Source organism: Marinospirillum alkalitolerans (assembly GCF_045055655.1).
GTDB classification, from domain to species: Bacteria; Pseudomonadota; Gammaproteobacteria; order Pseudomonadales; family Halomonadaceae; genus Marinospirillum; species Marinospirillum alkalitolerans.
Genome location: NZ_JBANFI010000005.1, coordinates 296,693 through 314,479, shown reverse-complemented (window position 1 = coordinate 314,479; position 17,787 = coordinate 296,693). Strand labels below are relative to the sequence as shown.

Below are 17,787 nucleotides of genomic sequence, written 5' to 3'. Positions count from 1 at the left end.
GGTTTCCTAGAGAGCCGATCATCTCTTTTTGATTCTTCTTCGATTGCAGAGCATAAAGAACACCTCTTCTTTATGCTCTTTTATTTCTTATTGATGATCACGCTGCTCGATCAATGCCACCATCGCTGCAAATTGTTTATCTTGAGAGTAATGCTGGGCAATCCTGAGCCCTGCGCTCACTGCATCACGCTGTAAAGCATCCTGCTCGCAAAAAGCAACGACCCGATCCACCCAGACCTCAAGCTCATGCGATGGTAAAGGAGATAAGGGATAATCCTGCATTAACTCAGTCGCCCCAACCCATTGACTGGCCAGCACTGGCAGCCCACAGGCTAGGCTCTCTGGAATAACACGGCCGTATTCTTCTAATAAAGCAGGATAAAGGTGCAAGTCCAAAGCATGGTAAAGCCGATCCACTTCATCCTGAGGCTCAACAAAAAGAATCTGATCACCGAGACCAAGAGCAGCAGCCTGCCTTTTAAAAGAGGCTAAATCCGCTGTTTTACCGGCAACGACAAAACGCAAGGGCCGCTTCACACGCTGGATAACCTGACCCGCAATGGATAGAAACAAAGCAACATTTCTTTTTTTGAAATCCCCAGATGTCACTAAGCCAATGCAGAAAAGATCATCTTCGATTTTCAGCCTTGCCCGACCCTGCGCTCTCTTCAAATCATGCTGATGATAATTAAAACGATTTAAATCCACGCCCTGATAAAAAACTTCGATTTTACTTTCATCAATACCAAAGCGCTTAACGATGTCCTGCTTCATCATGCAGGAATTCGCAATCAGCAGCCGATAACCTGCAGCACGCAACATGCGCTCATGAAAAAATGCAGCATCACTTAAGGGTGTGCCGACGCGCTCATGATGTAAATGTAAACAGTTATGCAAAACCAAAACATCATTTGATAAAGCATCACCATGACTAATAAAAACATCGACCGGATTTTTCTTCAGCCATCTTTGCACACAAAGATTAAACCATAAACGTCGCCACTTTCCTTTGATAGGCCACTTCCAAACTTTGACCCATTCTGCGCGTGCCTCTTGAAGTAACTCAGGAGCCGTTTTTTCGGCTAAGAGCGTCACTTGATAACCTAGAGCAGCCAAATACTGGCATTGCTCAATAGCATTTCTCACTGCACCAGTGGAACGATGAAACTGACGCAGCGCTAAAACAGCCTGTTTAGTCATGAGCGATCGCCTTCTTTAACTGGTCTACATCCACACATAAAGCCTGACTGGAATAAGGAAAAACAATTTTCTGATAATTCAGGCCAAGAATAGTCGCAATTTCTTCAAAACAACGTGGCTGATAGTCTTCTCCAAAAATCTCAACAACAGCCTGTTCAGGGTGACTAAAGACAAGATTAGTCAGGCCTGCACCATGCACAGCCACTACCTTTTGAGCGCTATAAAAAATAGCCGCCTGCTCTGCGACGCTATAGTCTTCTAAATAAATTTTTTTATATCCAAGACTCTCAAAGAAATCGACGACTTCATCATGATTGCTAAATGAGCGAGGATGTCCTTTTTGCCGACAGATCAGGATCTTTTCAAACCCCTCGACCTTCTTAAGTAGACGAGCAAAGGCTTGCCGAACCTGCATCACCACCTGTGGTTGCACCTTTGCAAATGAGTCAGGCAAAGCAGGCACCACCAAACAGGCTGCAGTCCAGCATTGCCGACGAGTAGCCCTTATTCTTCTGTCCTGATCCACACCCAGCAGATCCAGTGTTTCTTGTTGAAAAGGCAAGATATCCTTCGCATAACTAATCAACACCTGATCCCAGAGCTCTCTTGATCTTTGTAAGTCGATCAACCGAGGAACAAGATCCAGCATCCAATGAAAGTAATTATGGTCTGCGCTTGTTGCCGTCGCTACAGCCAGCCGCCCCTTCGAAAAACGCTTCCAGATTAAGTTATAACGAGACAGTAATTTGTGTTTTTCTAATGAGCCCAATCTATCTAGCATCGCACGATTGGCTGAATAACATCCGACTAACTTTGATGAAGCATCCACAATCGCCCCAGACACACCGACAGCAGTGGCATGCTCCAAACAGATCAGCGGATGCTCTTTTTGCTCTGCTGGATTCAGTGCAATTCCATTTAATCGCCCTAAGAACATCCTGGACTCTCACTCTGAGTTGAATGCATGACGGTCATCAGAATCATCCCCAAGAGTAAAGCGAGATTCTGCCACCAGCTAAAAAAAGAAAGGTAGGTCTCAGTCATAAAAGAAAGTACGAGTACATTCAAGACTGACACCCTCATCAAGAGAGCATAAATATTGATATAAGAACCTAAATAAGCCCTCCAAACAGCAGTATAAACCGCTATTAAAAAGGCAAGGAAAAGCAAGAGCCCAAAAACACCCAGCCGCACAAAAAGATCGATAAACTGATTATGAAAATGATCAAAATCCTTGGCCCACACTGGAATGTCTGCTTGGGCAATCAGCCCTTCTGGTGCATACCATCCTGCACCAAACCAGAAGTGAGAGAAACCAGCGTCTAAACCCGCTGCCCATAAATGGGCTCGAATACCCCACGAAGACATCTCCAAAGCATCCAGCCCCGATACCAATAAGGTTTGTACTACGCTGGCTTCTTGTAAAAGCCGCTGGAGTACAAAATCAGCTGGAGGTATGAAGCGAGAAGACACCAGAATCGTGGCGATTAAAACGACAAAGACCAGAAGCCCCGTCACTCTAAACCGCTGCCAAAAATAAAATAAGGCCAATACCGAGAAGTGAACCAACAACGCGATCCACGGCCCTCGTGAAAGAGAGCGCAGAGTTAAAAAAAGAAAAGCGCCGATCAAAAGGCCAACCATGCCAATCAGCAGCCAGTCCTGAACAGACTTGCCTTTTTTTGCCATCCATTCAGCCAAAAGAAAACTATAGACAACAAAGAAAATCGCCGCGAGCAAGCCCAAGTGTTGGGCATTCAGCTTTCTCACTCCGAGGCGTTCAAGACTGGTAAAAAAAGCCAGGCCCTCTCCACTGGCAAAAAAAACATAGGCTAAAAACCCCAAGGACATCGACACCCAAAGAAACTTGAGCGAACGTTCACTCAGCACGAGCAGAGCAATGGCAAAGAACGGCAAGAAAACCCAAACCTTACGCAAAAACCTCAGGTTTTCTTGCTGACTCTGTTCGAGCCAAAAAACATCTACTCCGACTCTCAACAAAAGATATGAAAAAAAAACCAGGCCCAATAAAAGGGGATAATGATCTGCCAAAGACAGTTTATTTTTTCCCGCGAGCAAACTCACCAGAAAGAAGGCCAAAAGAACAAAGTTGAGTGCTAGGGTCAGTGCAGAAGACCAGTACAAGAAGAAAAGTAAAAGAGCCAGAACCCAGAAAGAAAGCTGTTCTCTCTTCTGTGATTTAAGCGCGGCCAGCATGGGTCAACTCCTTCACCCCTAAGTGCAAATCCTTCAAGCACCTTGTATGCCCCAAAGGACATTCACGCTTAAAACAGGGCGAACAATCCAGATTAAGCGAATGAATCACCTTGTTTTCCGTTAACGGCGGTGTAAAAGCAGCCGAGGAGGAGCCATAGATGGCATGGACGCGTGTTCCAACAGCGGCGGCCACATGCATCAGACCAGAGTCATTCGTCACCACCTGTTCGGTCAAAGCCAGTAAATCCACCACATCGGCAAGCTGAGTACGGCCGCACAGATTAACAATAGAGGGATGCTGGCTTTGGGCAATCACCTCACCTGCGGCACGATCTTTTGGACCACCTAAAACCCACACCTGATAGCCAGTGGCCACCAGTTCTTCAGCCAGTTTTTGAAAGGAGCTTAAAGGCCACTGCTTGGCTGGCCCATATTCTGCACCTGGCATCATGGCAATAGCTGGCAGCTGCTGATCGAGGCCAAACTCTTGCTGTAAACGTTGTTGCTGAACAGGATCAACGCGTAAAGCAGGGGCAGGCAGCGGCGTTGTCATCACGGCCTCGTTACTGTCGAGCCCGAGGGCCGCAAAGCGCTTCACTGTTTGATCGAGCTGTTTTTTATCCAAGGGGCGTCGCTGATTAAGCAAAAAGAAACGCTGCTCACCGTGAAAGCCTCTACGCTTTGGGATACCGGCAGCAAAAGGCACCAAAGCCGATTTCCAGGAGCGAGGTAACACAATGGCTTGTGTATAGGCTTCACTTTTAAGCTGCCGCCCTAGCTGCCAACGACTTCTTAAACCCAGCTGCCCATGACCAAGCGGCAGAGTAATAGCCTGAGTGACTTCAGGCATCCGCGCCAAAATAGGATGAGACCAGGCCGGTGCCAGCACATCAATCTGACTTCCAGGAAAGCGCTGTTGTAAAAGCTTAAACAGGGTCTGCGCCATGACCATATCTCCGACCCAACTGGGGCCCACAACAAGAAACTTCTCCACCTGCACCTCTTTTAGCTATCCGACCCAAGCTTTGCAAAGTGCACATTGTACCTGTTTATCCTCATCTGCCTAGTGATCCCCCTGACCTCCTTGTTGCGCACAAGAGCATGGATGTTTTCTTTTTTGTGTCTTGATGCACAAGAAAGATGAAGAGCGGCAAGTCACAACAGGTGTTTTAGGCTAAAATGGGCGACCTTTGCACAAGGAGCCTTTTATGTATGTAATCACTGGTGGCGCTGGCTTTATTGGCAGTAATCTGGTTCATGCACTGAACCAACGCGGCATCAACGATATTCTTGTTGTTGATGATCTGAGCGATGGACAAAAATACAAGAATCTGGCTGATCTTCAGATCGCCGATTATCTCGATAAGGATGATTTTATTGCACGCGTTGAGCAACGCCGCCTTGGCTTGCCGATCACGGCGATACTCCATCAAGGTGCCTGCTCAGACACCACCGAGTGGGATGGGCAGTTTATGCTGCGCAATAACTTTGAGTACTCCAAAAAACTACTCCAGTTTTGCCAAGAACAGCGCGTGCCTTTTCTCTATGCCTCTTCAGCCGCCGTCTACGGTGGCAGCGCAAATTTCATTGAACAACCAGAGCACGAGAAGCCCTTAAACGTCTACGGCTACTCCAAGCTCCTGTTCGATCAATATGTACGCCAGTGGACCAAACAAAAGGGCCTGAGCGCTCAGGTGGCTGGTTTTCGCTACTTTAATGTCTATGGACCGCGTGAGCAGCATAAAGGCAAGATGGCCAGTGTTGCCTTTCATCTAGACCAGCAAATTAAAGCGGGCCAAAACCCGAAGCTGTTTGGTGCCTATGATGGCTATGCACCTGGCATGCAAGCCCGCGATTTTATTTATGTTGGCGATGTTGTTGATGTCAATCTGTGGTTCCTTGAGCATCCCGAGCACAACGGCATTTTTAATCTGGGTACTGGGCGCGCTGAACCTTTTAAAACTATCGCAGAATCCGCGATCGAGTTTCACCAACAAGGTGAGATCGAATATATCGATTTCCCCGAGGGCTTAAAAGGCCACTACCAAAGCTATACCTGCGCGGATATCCGTCTCTTACGAGAAGTCGGCTATCATCAGGAAATGAAAACGGTGCGCCAAGGTGTCGAGGCCTACTTAACCTGGTTGAATCGTCAATGATGCCGATGGATTGGGCTAGGCTGGCACAACAGCATCTACTGGTGATCGGTGACGTGATGCTCGATCGCTATTGGTTTGGCCCCACGGAGCGCATCTCTCCTGAAGCCCCTGTGCCTGTCGTACGGGTCGCGCGTCAAGAGGATCGAGCCGGCGGAGCCGCCAATGTGGCGATGAATCTCGCTGCGCTGGGCGCACAAGTGACGCTGATCGGCATTGTGGGTGACGATAGCGAAGCCGGTCAGCTGACCAGACTCTTGCAGGAAAAGGGGGTGCAGACTCACTTTTACGCCACACGCCTGGCCCCCACCATCACCAAAACACGCGTGATGAGTCGTAATCAGCAGCTGATCAGAATGGATGCCGAAGAGCGCCATGATGCCTTTGCCTCGGCGCTGCTCCCTTTGGTCAAACAGCAACTGGATCAGGTCGATGGTGTGATCTTCTCGGATTATGGCAAGGGCGCTTTAAGCCAAGTACAAGCGCTGATCCAACTGATCCAACCCTTGGGTCGGCCGATGCTGATTGATCCCAAAGGGCGAGATTTTGCACGCTATCAGGGTGCGAGCTTACTGACACCCAACCTGAGCGAGTTGCGCGCCATCGTGGGGCCAGTCGCAGGAGATCAGCAAATAGAAGAGGCCGCCCAGAAGCTGATCGAGCAGTTGAATCTGGAGGCACTGCTGGTCACGCGCAGCGAAGAAGGGATGAGCTATATCGGTGCTGATCAGACCTGCCTGCATCGCCCAGCCCAAGCACAAGAAGTTTACGATGTGACCGGCGCAGGGGATACGGTGATTGCTACACTGGCACTGGCTTTGTGTGCAGGGCTGACGAAAGAAATGGCGATTGATCTGGCCAATACGGCTGCTGGAATCGTGGTCTCCAAATCAGGCACCGCCACAGTCACCCTTGATGAGCTCCGCGCCGCCATCGGCTAAAAACCACGGATTCTCCAGACTGGCTGCGCGTTGGTTATAGCGCAGCGGCTGGCGATCCTCCCAGCGCACGACCCGCCCCCCTGCTGCTTCCAGTACAGCCTGGGCTGCGGCAGTATCCCATTCACTGGTTGGGCCAAGGCGCGGATAGAGATCGGCCTCTGCCGCCGCAATTCGGCAGAGTTTGAGTGAGCTGCCGAGTGCTTGATACTGCGCTGCTGGGTGCTCTGTTTGCCACTTTTGTAAAGCCTGACTGGGGTGCGAGCGGCTGGTCAGCACAATCCAATCCGCCTGCTGGGCAGGCAAAGCACGTACTTTGATGGGCTTAGGCTCTTGCCCTTCTCGCTGCTGAAAAGCCTGCGCGCTCTTGGCTGACGCAGGCAGATCCAGCAAGGGCAATTCGCTGGCTTCAGCCAACCAACCCCAATAGAGCTGATCCAAAGCGGGAGCATAGACCACACCAAAGACAGCACGCTGCTGATGCACCAGTGCCAAGTTAACGGTGAACTCACCATTGCGTTGGATAAATTCCTTCGTGCCATCTAAAGGATCAATCAACCAATAGGTGGTCCAGCTTTGACGCTGTTGATATTCGGCGGCAGGCGTTTCTTCCGATAAGATCGGTAGCTCTGGCGTCAAACGGCCTAAGCCTTCCACCAGACAATGATGCGCAGCCAGATCTGCCGCTGTCAGGGGGCTTTGATCCGCCTTAGATTGCACAGCAAAAGGCCGCTGATAGATGGTCATAATCTGTGCGCCAGCATCACGCACCAGATCAAGCAGTTTTTCTAGACTTACCACACTCGATATAGGCATCACCAAGTCTCTGATCAGGGCTTAAGCTCACAATAAAGCGCAGAGTATAAGAAAATCAGCCTAGGCGAACAAACCTTCTTCTCATTCCTTAGTCGTGTTGCATTGCTTCAACAAGGCTTTAGACTGAAATCACCAGCTGGCTCAACAGGGTTCAGCGGTAAAGACAATAAAAACAACAGATAAGAAACCTCTGATCAATGCAGCATCACCAAGCGCAATATCACCAAGCGCAATATCACCAAGCGCAATAGTGAATCAGAGGTTTCATAACAAGAGCAGGAGCCCCACCATGACCTCAGCCTTGAAAGTGCTTGTTGTCGATGATGAACCCAATATTCTGCTGTCTCTGGAATTTCTGATGCAGCAGGCTGGTTTTGATGTCACAACCGCCGAAGATGGTGAAACAGCGCTCAGTCACATCAGCCAACAGACACCTGATCTGATCCTGCTCGATATCAGCCTGCCTGGGATCAGCGGCTTTGAGGTGCTGGAAAAACTGCGCCGTCAACCGGCTTATCAACGCCTGCCGATTGTGATGCTCACCGCCCACGGACGCGAGGTAGAACGCGAAAAGGGCCTCGCTCTGGGAGCCGATGATTATATTACCAAACCCTTTTCTACTCAGTTGCTGGTCGAGAAGGTCAAGCACCTACTGAGCGACCCTCTGCTCAAGTCTTAATGCCATGCCTAAATACCAACGTCTGCTGGGCCTGTGGCTGATCCTCACTGGTCTGAGCTTTTTTATTGGGTTGGCCTTGGCTCTTGCGCTGGACACACGCCTGAGTGAAGACTGGCTACTGCGCGTGACGCTCTGGGGCAGCTTGATGGCTCCAAGTCTGATCTGCCTGCTGCTGGGCTGGTGGCTAGAATGGCGCTTATTTGGCCCTCTACGTCGTCTGGGCGTTTTATTTTCTCGCTGGTCAGCCCATCCTGATGCGCCCACCGACTATCCTCCCGAGGGCTGGCTCAGCAGCTTGCAAGAGGATATTCAGCGCATTCGATTGGGTTGGCAGCAGGATCGTGTCGCGCTCAAAACCGCTCATTTTGAAGGGGCCAAGCAGGCGGCGCGGATTAAGTTTGAGCTTGAAGCGGTGATTCAAGTCTTACAGGTCCCGCTGCTGCTTTATGATCAACACCAACGCCTGCTGCTTTTTAATCCAGCCGCTGAGGCCTTTTTCCAACAGCAGGCTGGGTTGGGGCTTGGCCGCCAACTCAAAGAACTGCTACCCGCATCCAGTCTGGCCGATGCACTCCACCATCTGCCCAAAGATGGCAGCGCACGCCAGTTGCTGATCCCGCATCAACAACGCTGGTATCTTTGTGATGTGCGGCGTGTTCTGGCCAGTCGCGGTGAGGTCTTAATCACGCTAGAAGATGCAACCGAACAGCAGGATGAACAACGCTGGCGTCAGCCGCTCGCCAGCCTGCTACCGGCCTTGCGCGGCCATGCTGCGAATCTGGCCACCGCCGCTGAAGTCTTTATGCATGACAGCGCCAACCAGGATTTAAAACCTGAGCTGATCACGCGTCTACAACAAGGCATTCATCAAGACAGTCAAGCGCTCAGCCAGTGCATTCAAGAACTCGGGCAGGTTTTTGAGAAGCTCTATCTGCATCAGGGACGACTACGCGATACCTGGTCGAATGATCTCTGGGCGGCACTCTGCCCCAGTTTAAAAGAACAGGGCATCCAGCTCACCCCGATTGGGATTCCCTTGTGGTTGAAAGCCGATACACCCAGTTTGCTTGCATTGCTCCATCAACTGATGCGTCTACTGCACGCCTCTGACTTGAGCCGCAGCGCCGACTATGAGGTTGAAATGCAGCTGGGCAATCAGCGTGTTTATCTCGATCTAATCTGGCAAGGCGAAGCCCTGAGCCTGGATCAGCTGAATCGCTGGGCAGAAGTGACCCTGCATGATGATCCTCTGGCTCCTCGCTTAGGCGATCTGTTACGCCGCCATTCCAGTGATTGGTGGAGCCTCCAGGATACCCAGAGAGCAGGACACGCACGCCTGCGCCTGCCTTTGCCCAGCGCCAGCCGTGTGTATCCACCCAGTCAGATCAGCCCTCCTCGGCCGGAATTCCATGATTTCAGCATTGCGGATTTGCCCGCCCCTCAGGCCAATCTTGCCGCCTGCCCGCTGAATCAACTGAATCTTTTGGTTTTTGATACCGAGACCACCGGGCTTGATTTGCGCGGCCAGGATCGCGTGATTAGCTTGGGGGCGTGCCGTATTTTAAATGGCCGCCTGCTGGCGCAAGAGAGCTTTGACCAGAAGATTAATCCCGAGCGCCCGATTCCCGCCAGCAGCACGCAGATTCATGGTCTCACCGATGCCGATGTAGCACAGAGTCCGCCAATGGCCGTTGTCTTACCAAGGTTTATGGATTATATCGGTGATGCAGTTTTGGTCGCGCATAACGCTGCGTTTGATCTACTGGCGCTGGAAACAGCGGCGACAGCGCTGCATTTGCAAATCCAGCGTCCGGTTTTAGACACGCTGCTGCTCTCGCGTGCACTGGACCCAGATCAAGAGCAACATAGCCTGGATGCACTGGCCGAACGCTATGGCCTGCGCTTTCCTCCCGGCACACGCCATACCGCACTGGGCGATGCGCGCGTGACCGCTGAGCTGTTGCTGCTGTTTTTACCGCGCCTGGAAGCCCGAGGCATCATCACACTGGCGCAGGCGCTGGCACTGCAAAACAGTGTGCAACAGCAGGTCGCACCATGAAGGCCCCTGCGCGTTCAGCACGCTTAATCAGCTTAACGCTGCTGGCGGTGATGCTGCTGACACCGCCACTGCTTTTGCTGTTTGATCGCCCCAATACACTGGGATTTTCGACCTTGCCTGTTTATCTGTTCACTGTGTGGCTGCTGATCCTGCTGGCCGCCGCGTGGATCATGGAAAGCCCAGCCCACCCGCCAGCACCAGAGAAGCAGACTGAGAAGAATCCGCCGTCCGCAAAGGCGCTGGCCACCACTCAGGAGCCAGATGATGCCTCTTGAGTGGATTGCCTTGGGATTAGCCTTTAGCTATCTGGCCTTGCTGTTTTTATTAGCCGCTTGGGGGGATCGACGCGCTGAGCAAAAACGCTCTCTCATTAATTCCTCGGTGGTCTATAGCCTCTCTATCGCGGTTTACTGCACGGCATGGACTTTTTATGGCAGCGTGGGGCGCGCGGTTGAGGCTGGCCCCAGTTTCTTGCTGATTTATCTTGGGCCGACGCTGGCAATGCTGCTCGGCTGGATGCTGTTTCGCAAGATGATCCGTATCGCCCGCGCACAACGTATTACCTCCATCGCCGATTTTATCAGCGCACGCTATGGCAAAAGCGCGACACTGGGTGTGCTGGTGACGCTGATTGCAGTGGTCGGCATCATGCCTTACATCGCCTTACAGCTCAAAGCCATTGCCGTCAGTCATGCTGTTCTTACCCACTACCCACAAGCACCTGATTTAAACGCTTCGGAGATCTTCTGGCAGGATCACTCCTTCTGGATTGCCGCTGTACTGGCGCTATTTATTATTCTGTTTGGTACCCGCCATCTGGACGCCAGCGAGCGCCATGAAGGCATGGTGGTGGCCATCGCTTTTGAATCGCTGATCAAGCTGGTGGCTTTTCTGGCTGTGGGCTTGTTTGTGCTTTTTGGCTTGTTCCACGGCCCGCGTGATCTTTTCACCCAAGCCGCGGCTGTGCCTGATCTGGTGTCCGCACTGGGATTAGCCGCCGTGCCCGGACAAGCACTTGGCTGGGTTGGCCTACTGCTCTTGTCAGCGCTGGCCTTTATTACGCTACCACGTCAGTTTCAGGTGCTGGTGGTTGAAAACGTGGATGAAGATCACCTGCGTCGTGCCACCTGGATGTTTCCGCTTTATTTGGTTGCGATCAACCTGCTGGTGATCCCGATAGCACTGGCTGGGGTGCTGCTCAGTGGTTCCAGCTTCGGCGCAGATCGCTTTGTGCTGACGCTGCCGCTGAGCGCGGATCTGGCCGCCCTGCCCTTACTGGTGTTTATTGGCGGGCTGTCTGCGGCCACTGGCATGGTGATTGTCGAGACCATCGCCCTTTCCACCATGGTCAGCAATCAGCTGGTCATGCCTTGGCTGCTGCGCTGGAAGTGGCTGCATCTGGATCCAGAGCGTGATCTCAGCCGCTGGATTCTCGGCGTGCGCCGTGTCGCGATCCTGCTTATTTTGCTGCTGGGCTATCTCTATCATGCGCTGATAGGTGAATCCTACAGCCTCGTCACTATCGGTCTGGTCTCTTTTGCCGCCGCAGCCCAGTTTGCACCGGCTTTATTAATTGGCCTCTACTGGGCCGGTGCCAATGCCAAGGGGGCGGCTTGGGGACTCATTGGCGGCTTTCTGGTTTGGGCCTACACCCTGCTGCTACCGGGTTTTGTCCAATCCGGCTGGCTGAATACGCAGCTGATTGAGCTTGGCCCTTGGGGCATCAGCTGGCTGAAGCCCTATGCGCTTTTTGGTCTTGAAGGCTGGGATATCTATACTCATGCGCTCTTTTGGAGTCTTCTCTTTAACATTGGTCTGCTGGTGGGGCTTTCTTTGTTCACCCGAGCCTCGCGTCTAGAGCACACCCAAGCCGCGCTCTTCACTCAGGCACTGCGCCCACAAGTGATGCAAACCCCCTTGTGGCTGGGGCAAACATCACGCCAGGAAATCGAGCAGCTCCTGCGCCGCTATTTGGGTCAGAGGGCGACCCATCAGGTCCTGGCTTCCGTCGAGACCACAGCACAATCCAACGCGGCCTCACCACAACTGATTACCGCCGCTGAGCAAGCACTGACCGGAGCCTTGGGCAGTGCTTCGGCGCGTGTCTTGATTAACTCAGTGGTCAGGGGTGAGGCTCTCGATCTAGAGGCGGTTCTGAGTATCTTGGATACCACCTCGCAGGCGCTGGAATATACGCGTCGTTTAGAGCAAAAGTCGGCCGAGCTGACCCAAACCAGTGATGCGCTGCGGGCCGCCAATGAACGATTGCGTGAACTGGATCGTCTCAAGGATGAATTTGTCGCGATGGTCAGCCATGAGCTGCGTACCCCCTTAACCTCGATTCGCGCCTTTGCTGAAATCCTGCGCGATACACAGCAAATCGAATCAGCGAAAAAGCAGCAGTTTTTAGAGGTGATCGTCAAAGAAAGCGCGCGCTTATCTCGCTTAATTGAGGAAATTCTTGATCTGGCGCGTTTAGAGTCTGGCCGCCTCCAGCTGAATCGCCAGCCCTTGGACCTGGTTCTCGTGTGCCAAGATGCCAGTGCCGCCATCACTCAGCTGTATCAAGAAAGAGGCATCCAGCTCCAGCTCCAGCTGCCATCCAGCCCCTGCCCTATCCTGGGTGACAGCGATCGACTCCAGCAGGTGCTGATCAATCTACTCGATAATGCAAGTAAATTTGCTCAACAGCAGGTGCTGGTGACCTTAACGCCGACCACCAGCCAGTTCACGCTGGAGGTCGAAGATGACGGCCCAGGGATTAGCGATGTCGAAAAAGAAAAGGTCTTTGAGAAGTTCCATCAAATCCAGGCGCAACAAGGACGACAAGGACGGCCTAAAGGCAGCGGTCTGGGCTTGCCGATCAGTCGAGGGATTGTTCAACATCATGGTGGTCACCTCAGCGTGACAGCGGCACCCACCCTGCATGGCGCTTGCTTTCAGCTCAGACTACCGCGCCTGTCTGAGCAGGCAGACCTAGCCCAGCTGGCGAATCCTTCATCAAATTGACCTATTCACTGGCTTCTTATTCCAAAAGGTGCTCAAGCACTCCTTGTCAACACTGGGTGGAAGGAAGGAAAATATAGAAAATTACTATTAAAAGGATATTGATTCACTATGGTCACACGCACTACTCACGGTTTTTATTCACTCAGGACTCAACTCAAATTACTGGTTGCGCTCTTCTGTTTGGTCGCAATCATCATCATTGGCCTGGCCTACTCTGGCTTTGCCTACAAACAGCAACAGTATGCGGATAACTATCACCACCGCATGGTGCCGCTCTATCAAGTTGAGCGCATTGGTGCCCTGCTTGAAGAAGCGCGCGCTCAGCTGTTACTCTCGATGCAGCATGACCCCGCTGGCGCTTTTGCGCATGAGCATGATCATGCGACCAGCATGCACACTGATCGCGTGCGTCATAACTTGCAGGAAGTCGAGCGCTTATGGCGCAGTTTTCGTGATACCCCGCGCGGGCCCAGAGCCGCACAGCTGGCAGATCAGTTTGAACAGGCTTTTCAGCGCTATATCCAAGAGGGCGTTCAACCTGCTTTACGCCTGCTTGATCAAGGCCAATATCATCAAGCCAATAGCCATTTATTACGCTCGGTGAATCCGCTCTTTGGCCACAGTGCTCAAGCTCAGGCCGCCATGAGCGCACGCTTACTTGAAGGCGCCGAAGAAGCCTATGCGCATATGCAACAGCGGGCTTTCGCTCTGACCAGCGGACTCTTGGCAACCGGCTTGATCGGCCTGTTCATCGCGCTGGCCTTTTCTTTTTATGTCTCGCGGACACTGACACTGAGCATTGAAGCCCTGTCATCCCTTGCCGCACGCATGGCCAAGGGTGATCTGCGCGTTGCTGGGCAGAGTGTGGAGGTGCGTGGTGAACTGGGCGAAATTCTGGAGCAGTTCCGCCTTGCTCGCAGTGCACTGGGCCAAACCGTGCATCAACTTTTAGATTCCAGCCACCAACTTGGCAGCCTTGCTGAACAAGGACAGGTGATTGCCGAGCAAACCAGCCGCAGTGTAGGCGAACAGAAAGAAGAAACCGATATGGTCGCCACAGCAATGAATGAGATGAACGCCACGGTTCATCAAGTGGCCCAGAATGCCGAAGATGCCGCGCACAGTGCCCAGCAGGCCGATAAGGTGACTCGCCAAGGCCATCAAGTGGTGCAGCAAAGCGCGAGCAGCATTCAAGATCTTGCCACACAAGTTGAGCAGGCCAATCAGGTGATTCAAGCCCTGGTCGCAGATGCTGATGAAATTGGCAGCGTCATTGATGTGATTCGCGGCATTGCCGAGCAGACTAACCTGCTCGCACTGAATGCGGCGATTGAAGCTGCCCGTGCGGGTGAGCAAGGCCGTGGTTTTGCCGTGGTCGCTGATGAAGTTCGCTCGCTGGCCAGCCGCACTCAAGAATCGACTGAACAGATACGTTCGATGATCACCCAGCTGCAAGAAGGGGCGCAAGAAGCCTCTGTTGCGATGGAAACCAGCCTGCAACAGGCGCGGATTGGCGCAGAGCAATCCCATCAAGCCGGTCAATCGTTGGATGAAATCACCCAGCTGATCTCTAACATGAACAATATGAACCTGCAGATCGCCAGTGCTGCCGAACAGCAAAGCGCTGTCGCCGAAGAGATGAACATCAACCTGAGCCGCATCAACGAGGCTGCCGATCACACCGCTGAGGCCGCCGCACAAACCGCACAAAGCAGTCAGGATATCGCCCAGCTGGCCCAGCAGTTACAGCAGGCAGCGCAGCGCTTTCAGGTTTAAGCGCGCTTGACAGCCCAGCAGGGTCGGCTTATTGTCGGCCCTGCACAGTGGGGGGCAAGGGCGCACAGGCTGCACTCAGCCAAAGAGCCGTTGCAGAACACCCCGCTCTAGTCTGCTTTTCACTGCGAGGTGCAGGTGGTATCACTCCAGCTTAATCGACAGCTCAATACCCTGCTTTTGCTGCTCGCTCTCGGGATGATCAGCCATCGGGTGCTGCTGCCGTTTAGCCAACCTCCCCTGGTCGTGCACCAAGATGGCCGCATCGAAATCTGCTCTTGGCATGGTGCGGGACAACGCCTGCTTCTCAGCCCGACAGACGCAGGCCCCCTGCAGGTAGAACTCAGTGGCACCACCTGCCCAGCCTGCCTCAGTCAACCACTGATCCATCCGAACCTGCCCTCCTTGCAAGTACAGATTGAACAGACTCCCCTCCTGCCACGACTGACAAGCCGCGTGGATTTAGAACCTCCTGCCTTTCAGCGCCCTTTGTTGCGCGCGCCTCCAAGCCTTTGGACATGATCAAGACCGAATTTTGTTTGTGACCCCCCTCGATTGATACAAAAGGTAGACCTATGGCTGTCCATCGCCCACTGCTGATCTTTGGATTGGCGGCTCTGTTGTTCTTTGCTGGCGTGCAGATCTGGATGGGAGTGCAATCTAACGCACCTCGCATTCAAGAACGCCCCCAAGGTGCTCCGTTTGTGCTGCAAAGCGCAAGCGGTGATTTTGATCTGGCCTCGCTCGACGAGCGTCTGGCACTCATTTATTTTGGCTATACCTGGTGTCCTGATATCTGCCCCGCTTCAATGATGTTTATGGCAGGGGCAATGGCAGAGCTTCCAGAGGCCTGGCAGGCCAAGATCCAGCCTATCTTTATCTCTGTCGATCCTGAGCGAGATACACCAGAGCGCCTCGCCGCCTATGCTGACTTTTTTGAGGCCAATATTCTTGGTCTAACGGGCGAGGCCGATCAGCTTGAAGCGCTCGCGCGCAGCTATGGCGCTTTTTATCGCTTTGTTGAGCTGGATTCAGCGATGGGCTACGCGGTGGATCACTCTTCTGACTTTTATCTGGCTTCCAGCCAAGGAGAGCTGCTCGCCACTCTACCCCATGCCAATAGCAGCAATGAGCTTTATCGCGCCCTCAGCGCAGCCCTGGCACGACTGGCGCAAGACAGCTAAACACCCGATGCCCGCCAAAATGCATCGGCTCGCTTGATATCATGCAAGACACCGACACTAGCACAACAAGGAACCGAACATGTTAAAACACATCACACTGGCACTCAGCGCCCTCGTCTTCACCAGCCTAGTTTGGGCACATCAGCCCCCGCTTGAGGTTCAGCATGGCTTTGTCCGCGCAGTACCGCCCACCTCTGAAGTCAGTGCCGCCTTTATGCAGCTGCACAATCCGCATGATCGCCCAGTGCGTCTTGTGCATGCGACCAGCCCAGCCTCAGAGGTTGTTGAGCTGCACACCCATACACAGGTGGATGGCGTGATGCAGATGCGGCGGATTGATGCGATTGAGGTTCCCGCTCAGGGTGTCACCCACCTGCAACCTGGTGGCCTGCACCTGATGCTGATTGGACTCAAGCAACCGCTACGCCGAGATCAGCAGGTAGAAATCCAGCTGGAACTGGAAGATGGCAGCCTGATCGAACTCAGCCTCCCTGTACGACCTGTTGAGGGTGGGCATCGTCACCAGCACTAGAAAGAAAGGATCGAGGGTGCTGAATCACATCTGCGGACACGCAGCAGCACCAGGAGAACCTAAGAGCGGCAGGTGAGGTGAGCTGATCACACCTGCTGCTGCGTCCAACGTACAAAATCACGCAGCTGGGCCAAACAGAGCTTGAGTTCATCCACTTGAAGCGGTGTCAGCTGCGTAGTATCCAGCCAATAATCTGGCTGGCGACCCTCTTGCAAGGCTTGGAGTTGCGTATTCAAGGCGAAGGCCATCAGTTGATCCAGCACCTGCGCCAGATCCTGCCCCCAAGCACGACTCAGACGACCAGCCGCGACCAGCGCTTGTAATCGCTCATGCGTAGAGACAGCCTCAACACCAGCCAGCAGACTGAGCAAACGTACACTCGATTGCAAAGGTAGCAGGCCCCCTTGTTTAAGATTCAGCGCCTGCGCATGAGGTGCGCCCTCCCCGCCAGTACGCAAACGATCCCAGCGCTCCAAAGCGACGGGGATTTCATCCAGCAGGCTCACCATCTCGTGTAAAAACAAAGACGCCGCTGGAAAGAGTGGCAGCCAAGCCGCTCGCAACTCTTTGGCCAGCTGCTGATCGCCAAACACCGGATGAAAATCGAGCAGAATATTGCTCAACTGGACTTTTTTGACGCTCGGCTGCTGCGTCCACAGTTGCATTTGCTGCTGCCAAGAGGTCACAGATTTGCGCCACTGCGGCCAGCAGGCCATCACATGCCCACCACAGAGCGGCACGCCTGCCTGATCCAGCCGCGCATTCATGCCTGCGGCAAGATGCTGAAACCACAGATCAATCTGGGTATGCTCAGCATCGGGATAGGGCGCCAGCAACATGGCATTATCCTGATCTGGGCGCAAAAGCGTCTCACTTCTTCCCGCCGAACCCAACTGAACCACACAAAAGGCCACCGGCGGCGCGCCCCAGCCGTGGGCGGCCATCTGGCTTAATTCTGCTTCTAACACCTGACAATAGAGGGCATCCTGATGATCACTCAATACTTGACTGATCACACGGGCAGGCAGCTCAAGATAGAGCAAGGCTTCGACGAGCTGTTTCTGCCAAGAGCGCAGCGCCTCAGCCTCAAGCTGATGAGGGCGCTGTTCAAGCACCTCGGTCAATCCCGGAAAAAAAGCCAAGGCTTCAGCCGGTGTCTGCAGCAGCTGTCGCCAAGGTGAGGCGAGACGCCAGATCTCCATCTTGCTCTCCTTTGATGGGCAA

Annotated in this window: 16 protein-coding genes; 10 read left to right on the top strand and 6 right to left on the bottom strand. The window is 53.1% G+C overall.

The genetic code is table 11. The features are described 5' to 3' along the window. Window positions 1–87: 87 nt before the first annotated feature. The 4 genes from V6U78_RS10210 to waaF are packed head-to-tail and all read right to left on the bottom strand — an operon-like array spanning window position 88 to window position 4,411. Window positions 88–1,200 (bottom strand): glycosyltransferase family 4 protein, encoded by a 1,113-nt coding sequence (locus V6U78_RS10210; protein ID WP_405340145.1) that lies wholly within the window; start codon window positions 1,198–1,200, stop codon window positions 88–90. Further along, window positions 1,193–2,137 carry a glycosyltransferase family 61 protein gene (locus V6U78_RS10205; protein ID WP_405340143.1) on the bottom strand — a complete coding sequence of 315 codons (945 nt, stop codon included), beginning with the start codon at window positions 2,135–2,137 and terminating at the stop codon, window positions 1,193–1,195. The genes V6U78_RS10210 and V6U78_RS10205 overlap by 8 nt, the downstream gene beginning before the upstream one ends. Next, window positions 2,128–3,417: an O-antigen ligase family protein gene (locus tag V6U78_RS10200; RefSeq protein WP_405340140.1), complete on the bottom strand. Its 1,290-nt coding sequence runs from the start codon at window positions 3,415–3,417 to the stop codon at window positions 2,128–2,130. Before V6U78_RS10200 ends, V6U78_RS10205 begins: the two co-directional genes overlap by 10 nt. After that, window positions 3,401–4,411: a lipopolysaccharide heptosyltransferase II gene (gene waaF / locus V6U78_RS10195; RefSeq protein WP_405340137.1), complete on the bottom strand. Its 1,011-nt coding sequence runs from the start codon at window positions 4,409–4,411 to the stop codon at window positions 3,401–3,403. The genes V6U78_RS10200 and waaF overlap by 17 nt, the downstream gene beginning before the upstream one ends. 214 nt (window positions 4,412–4,625) lie before the next feature. Here waaF and rfaD point away from each other — a divergent pair, with 214 nt between their 5' ends. Together rfaD and rfaE1 are read left to right on the top strand one after the other, a co-directional pair. After that, window positions 4,626–5,576 carry an ADP-glyceromanno-heptose 6-epimerase gene (gene rfaD / locus V6U78_RS10190; protein WP_405340134.1) on the top strand — a complete coding sequence of 317 codons (951 nt, stop codon included), beginning with the start codon at window positions 4,626–4,628 and terminating at the stop codon, window positions 5,574–5,576. 5 nt (window positions 5,577–5,581) lie between these two features. Then, window positions 5,582–6,514: a D-glycero-beta-D-manno-heptose-7-phosphate kinase gene (gene rfaE1, locus V6U78_RS10185; RefSeq protein ID WP_405340131.1), complete on the top strand. Its 933-nt coding sequence runs from the start codon at window positions 5,582–5,584 to the stop codon at window positions 6,512–6,514. Here the strand turns inward: rfaE1 and cysQ are convergent. Then, window positions 6,464–7,327 carry a 3'(2'),5'-bisphosphate nucleotidase CysQ gene (gene cysQ / locus V6U78_RS10180; protein ID WP_405340128.1) on the bottom strand — a complete coding sequence of 288 codons (864 nt, stop codon included), beginning with the start codon at window positions 7,325–7,327 and terminating at the stop codon, window positions 6,464–6,466. The two genes, rfaE1 and cysQ, sit on opposite strands and share 51 nt — an antisense overlap. A 289-nt stretch (window positions 7,328–7,616) precedes the next feature. Here cysQ and V6U78_RS10175 point away from each other — a divergent pair, with 289 nt between their 5' ends. The 8 genes from V6U78_RS10175 (at window position 7,617) to V6U78_RS10140 (ending at window position 16,563) form a co-directional block, all read left to right on the top strand. After that, entirely contained in the window at window positions 7,617–8,006 is a 390-nt protein-coding gene (locus V6U78_RS10175; protein ID WP_405340125.1) for a response regulator transcription factor, read from the top strand. 4 nt (window positions 8,007–8,010) lie between these two features. Further along, window positions 8,011–10,065, top strand: a complete 2,055-nt coding sequence (locus V6U78_RS10170; protein ID WP_405340122.1) for a 3'-5' exonuclease — start codon at window positions 8,011–8,013, stop codon at window positions 10,063–10,065. Next, a complete protein-coding gene (locus V6U78_RS10165) occupies window positions 10,062–10,340 on the top strand; it encodes a hypothetical protein (protein ID WP_405340119.1) in 279 nt (92 codons plus the stop codon). Before V6U78_RS10170 ends, V6U78_RS10165 begins: the two co-directional genes overlap by 4 nt. Next, on the top strand, window positions 10,330–13,074 hold the full coding sequence (locus tag V6U78_RS10160; protein WP_405340116.1) for an ATP-binding protein: 2,745 nt from the start codon (window positions 10,330–10,332) through the stop codon (window positions 13,072–13,074). Before V6U78_RS10165 ends, V6U78_RS10160 begins: the two co-directional genes overlap by 11 nt. A 108-nt stretch (window positions 13,075–13,182) precedes the next feature. After that, entirely contained in the window at window positions 13,183–14,850 is a 1,668-nt protein-coding gene (locus V6U78_RS10155) for a HAMP domain-containing methyl-accepting chemotaxis protein (RefSeq protein WP_405340113.1), read from the top strand. Window positions 14,851–14,985: 135 nt separating this feature from the next. Continuing rightward, the gene (locus V6U78_RS10150; RefSeq protein ID WP_405340110.1) at window positions 14,986–15,369 is read left to right on the top strand and encodes a hypothetical protein; all 384 of its coding nucleotides are present in this window, start codon (window positions 14,986–14,988) and stop codon (window positions 15,367–15,369) included. 53 nt (window positions 15,370–15,422) lie between these two features. Next, on the top strand, window positions 15,423–16,031 hold the full coding sequence (locus V6U78_RS10145) for an SCO family protein (RefSeq protein WP_405340107.1): 609 nt from the start codon (window positions 15,423–15,425) through the stop codon (window positions 16,029–16,031). A gap of 79 nt (window positions 16,032–16,110) precedes the next feature. Next, entirely contained in the window at window positions 16,111–16,563 is a 453-nt protein-coding gene (locus V6U78_RS10140; RefSeq protein ID WP_405340104.1) for a copper chaperone PCu(A)C, read from the top strand. A gap of 86 nt (window positions 16,564–16,649) precedes the next feature. Here V6U78_RS10140 and V6U78_RS10135 read toward each other — a convergent pair whose 3' ends face one another. Further along, on the bottom strand, window positions 16,650–17,765 hold the full coding sequence (locus V6U78_RS10135) for a DUF294 nucleotidyltransferase-like domain-containing protein (RefSeq protein ID WP_405340101.1): 1,116 nt from the start codon (window positions 17,763–17,765) through the stop codon (window positions 16,650–16,652). Window positions 17,766–17,787 lie beyond the last annotated feature (22 nt).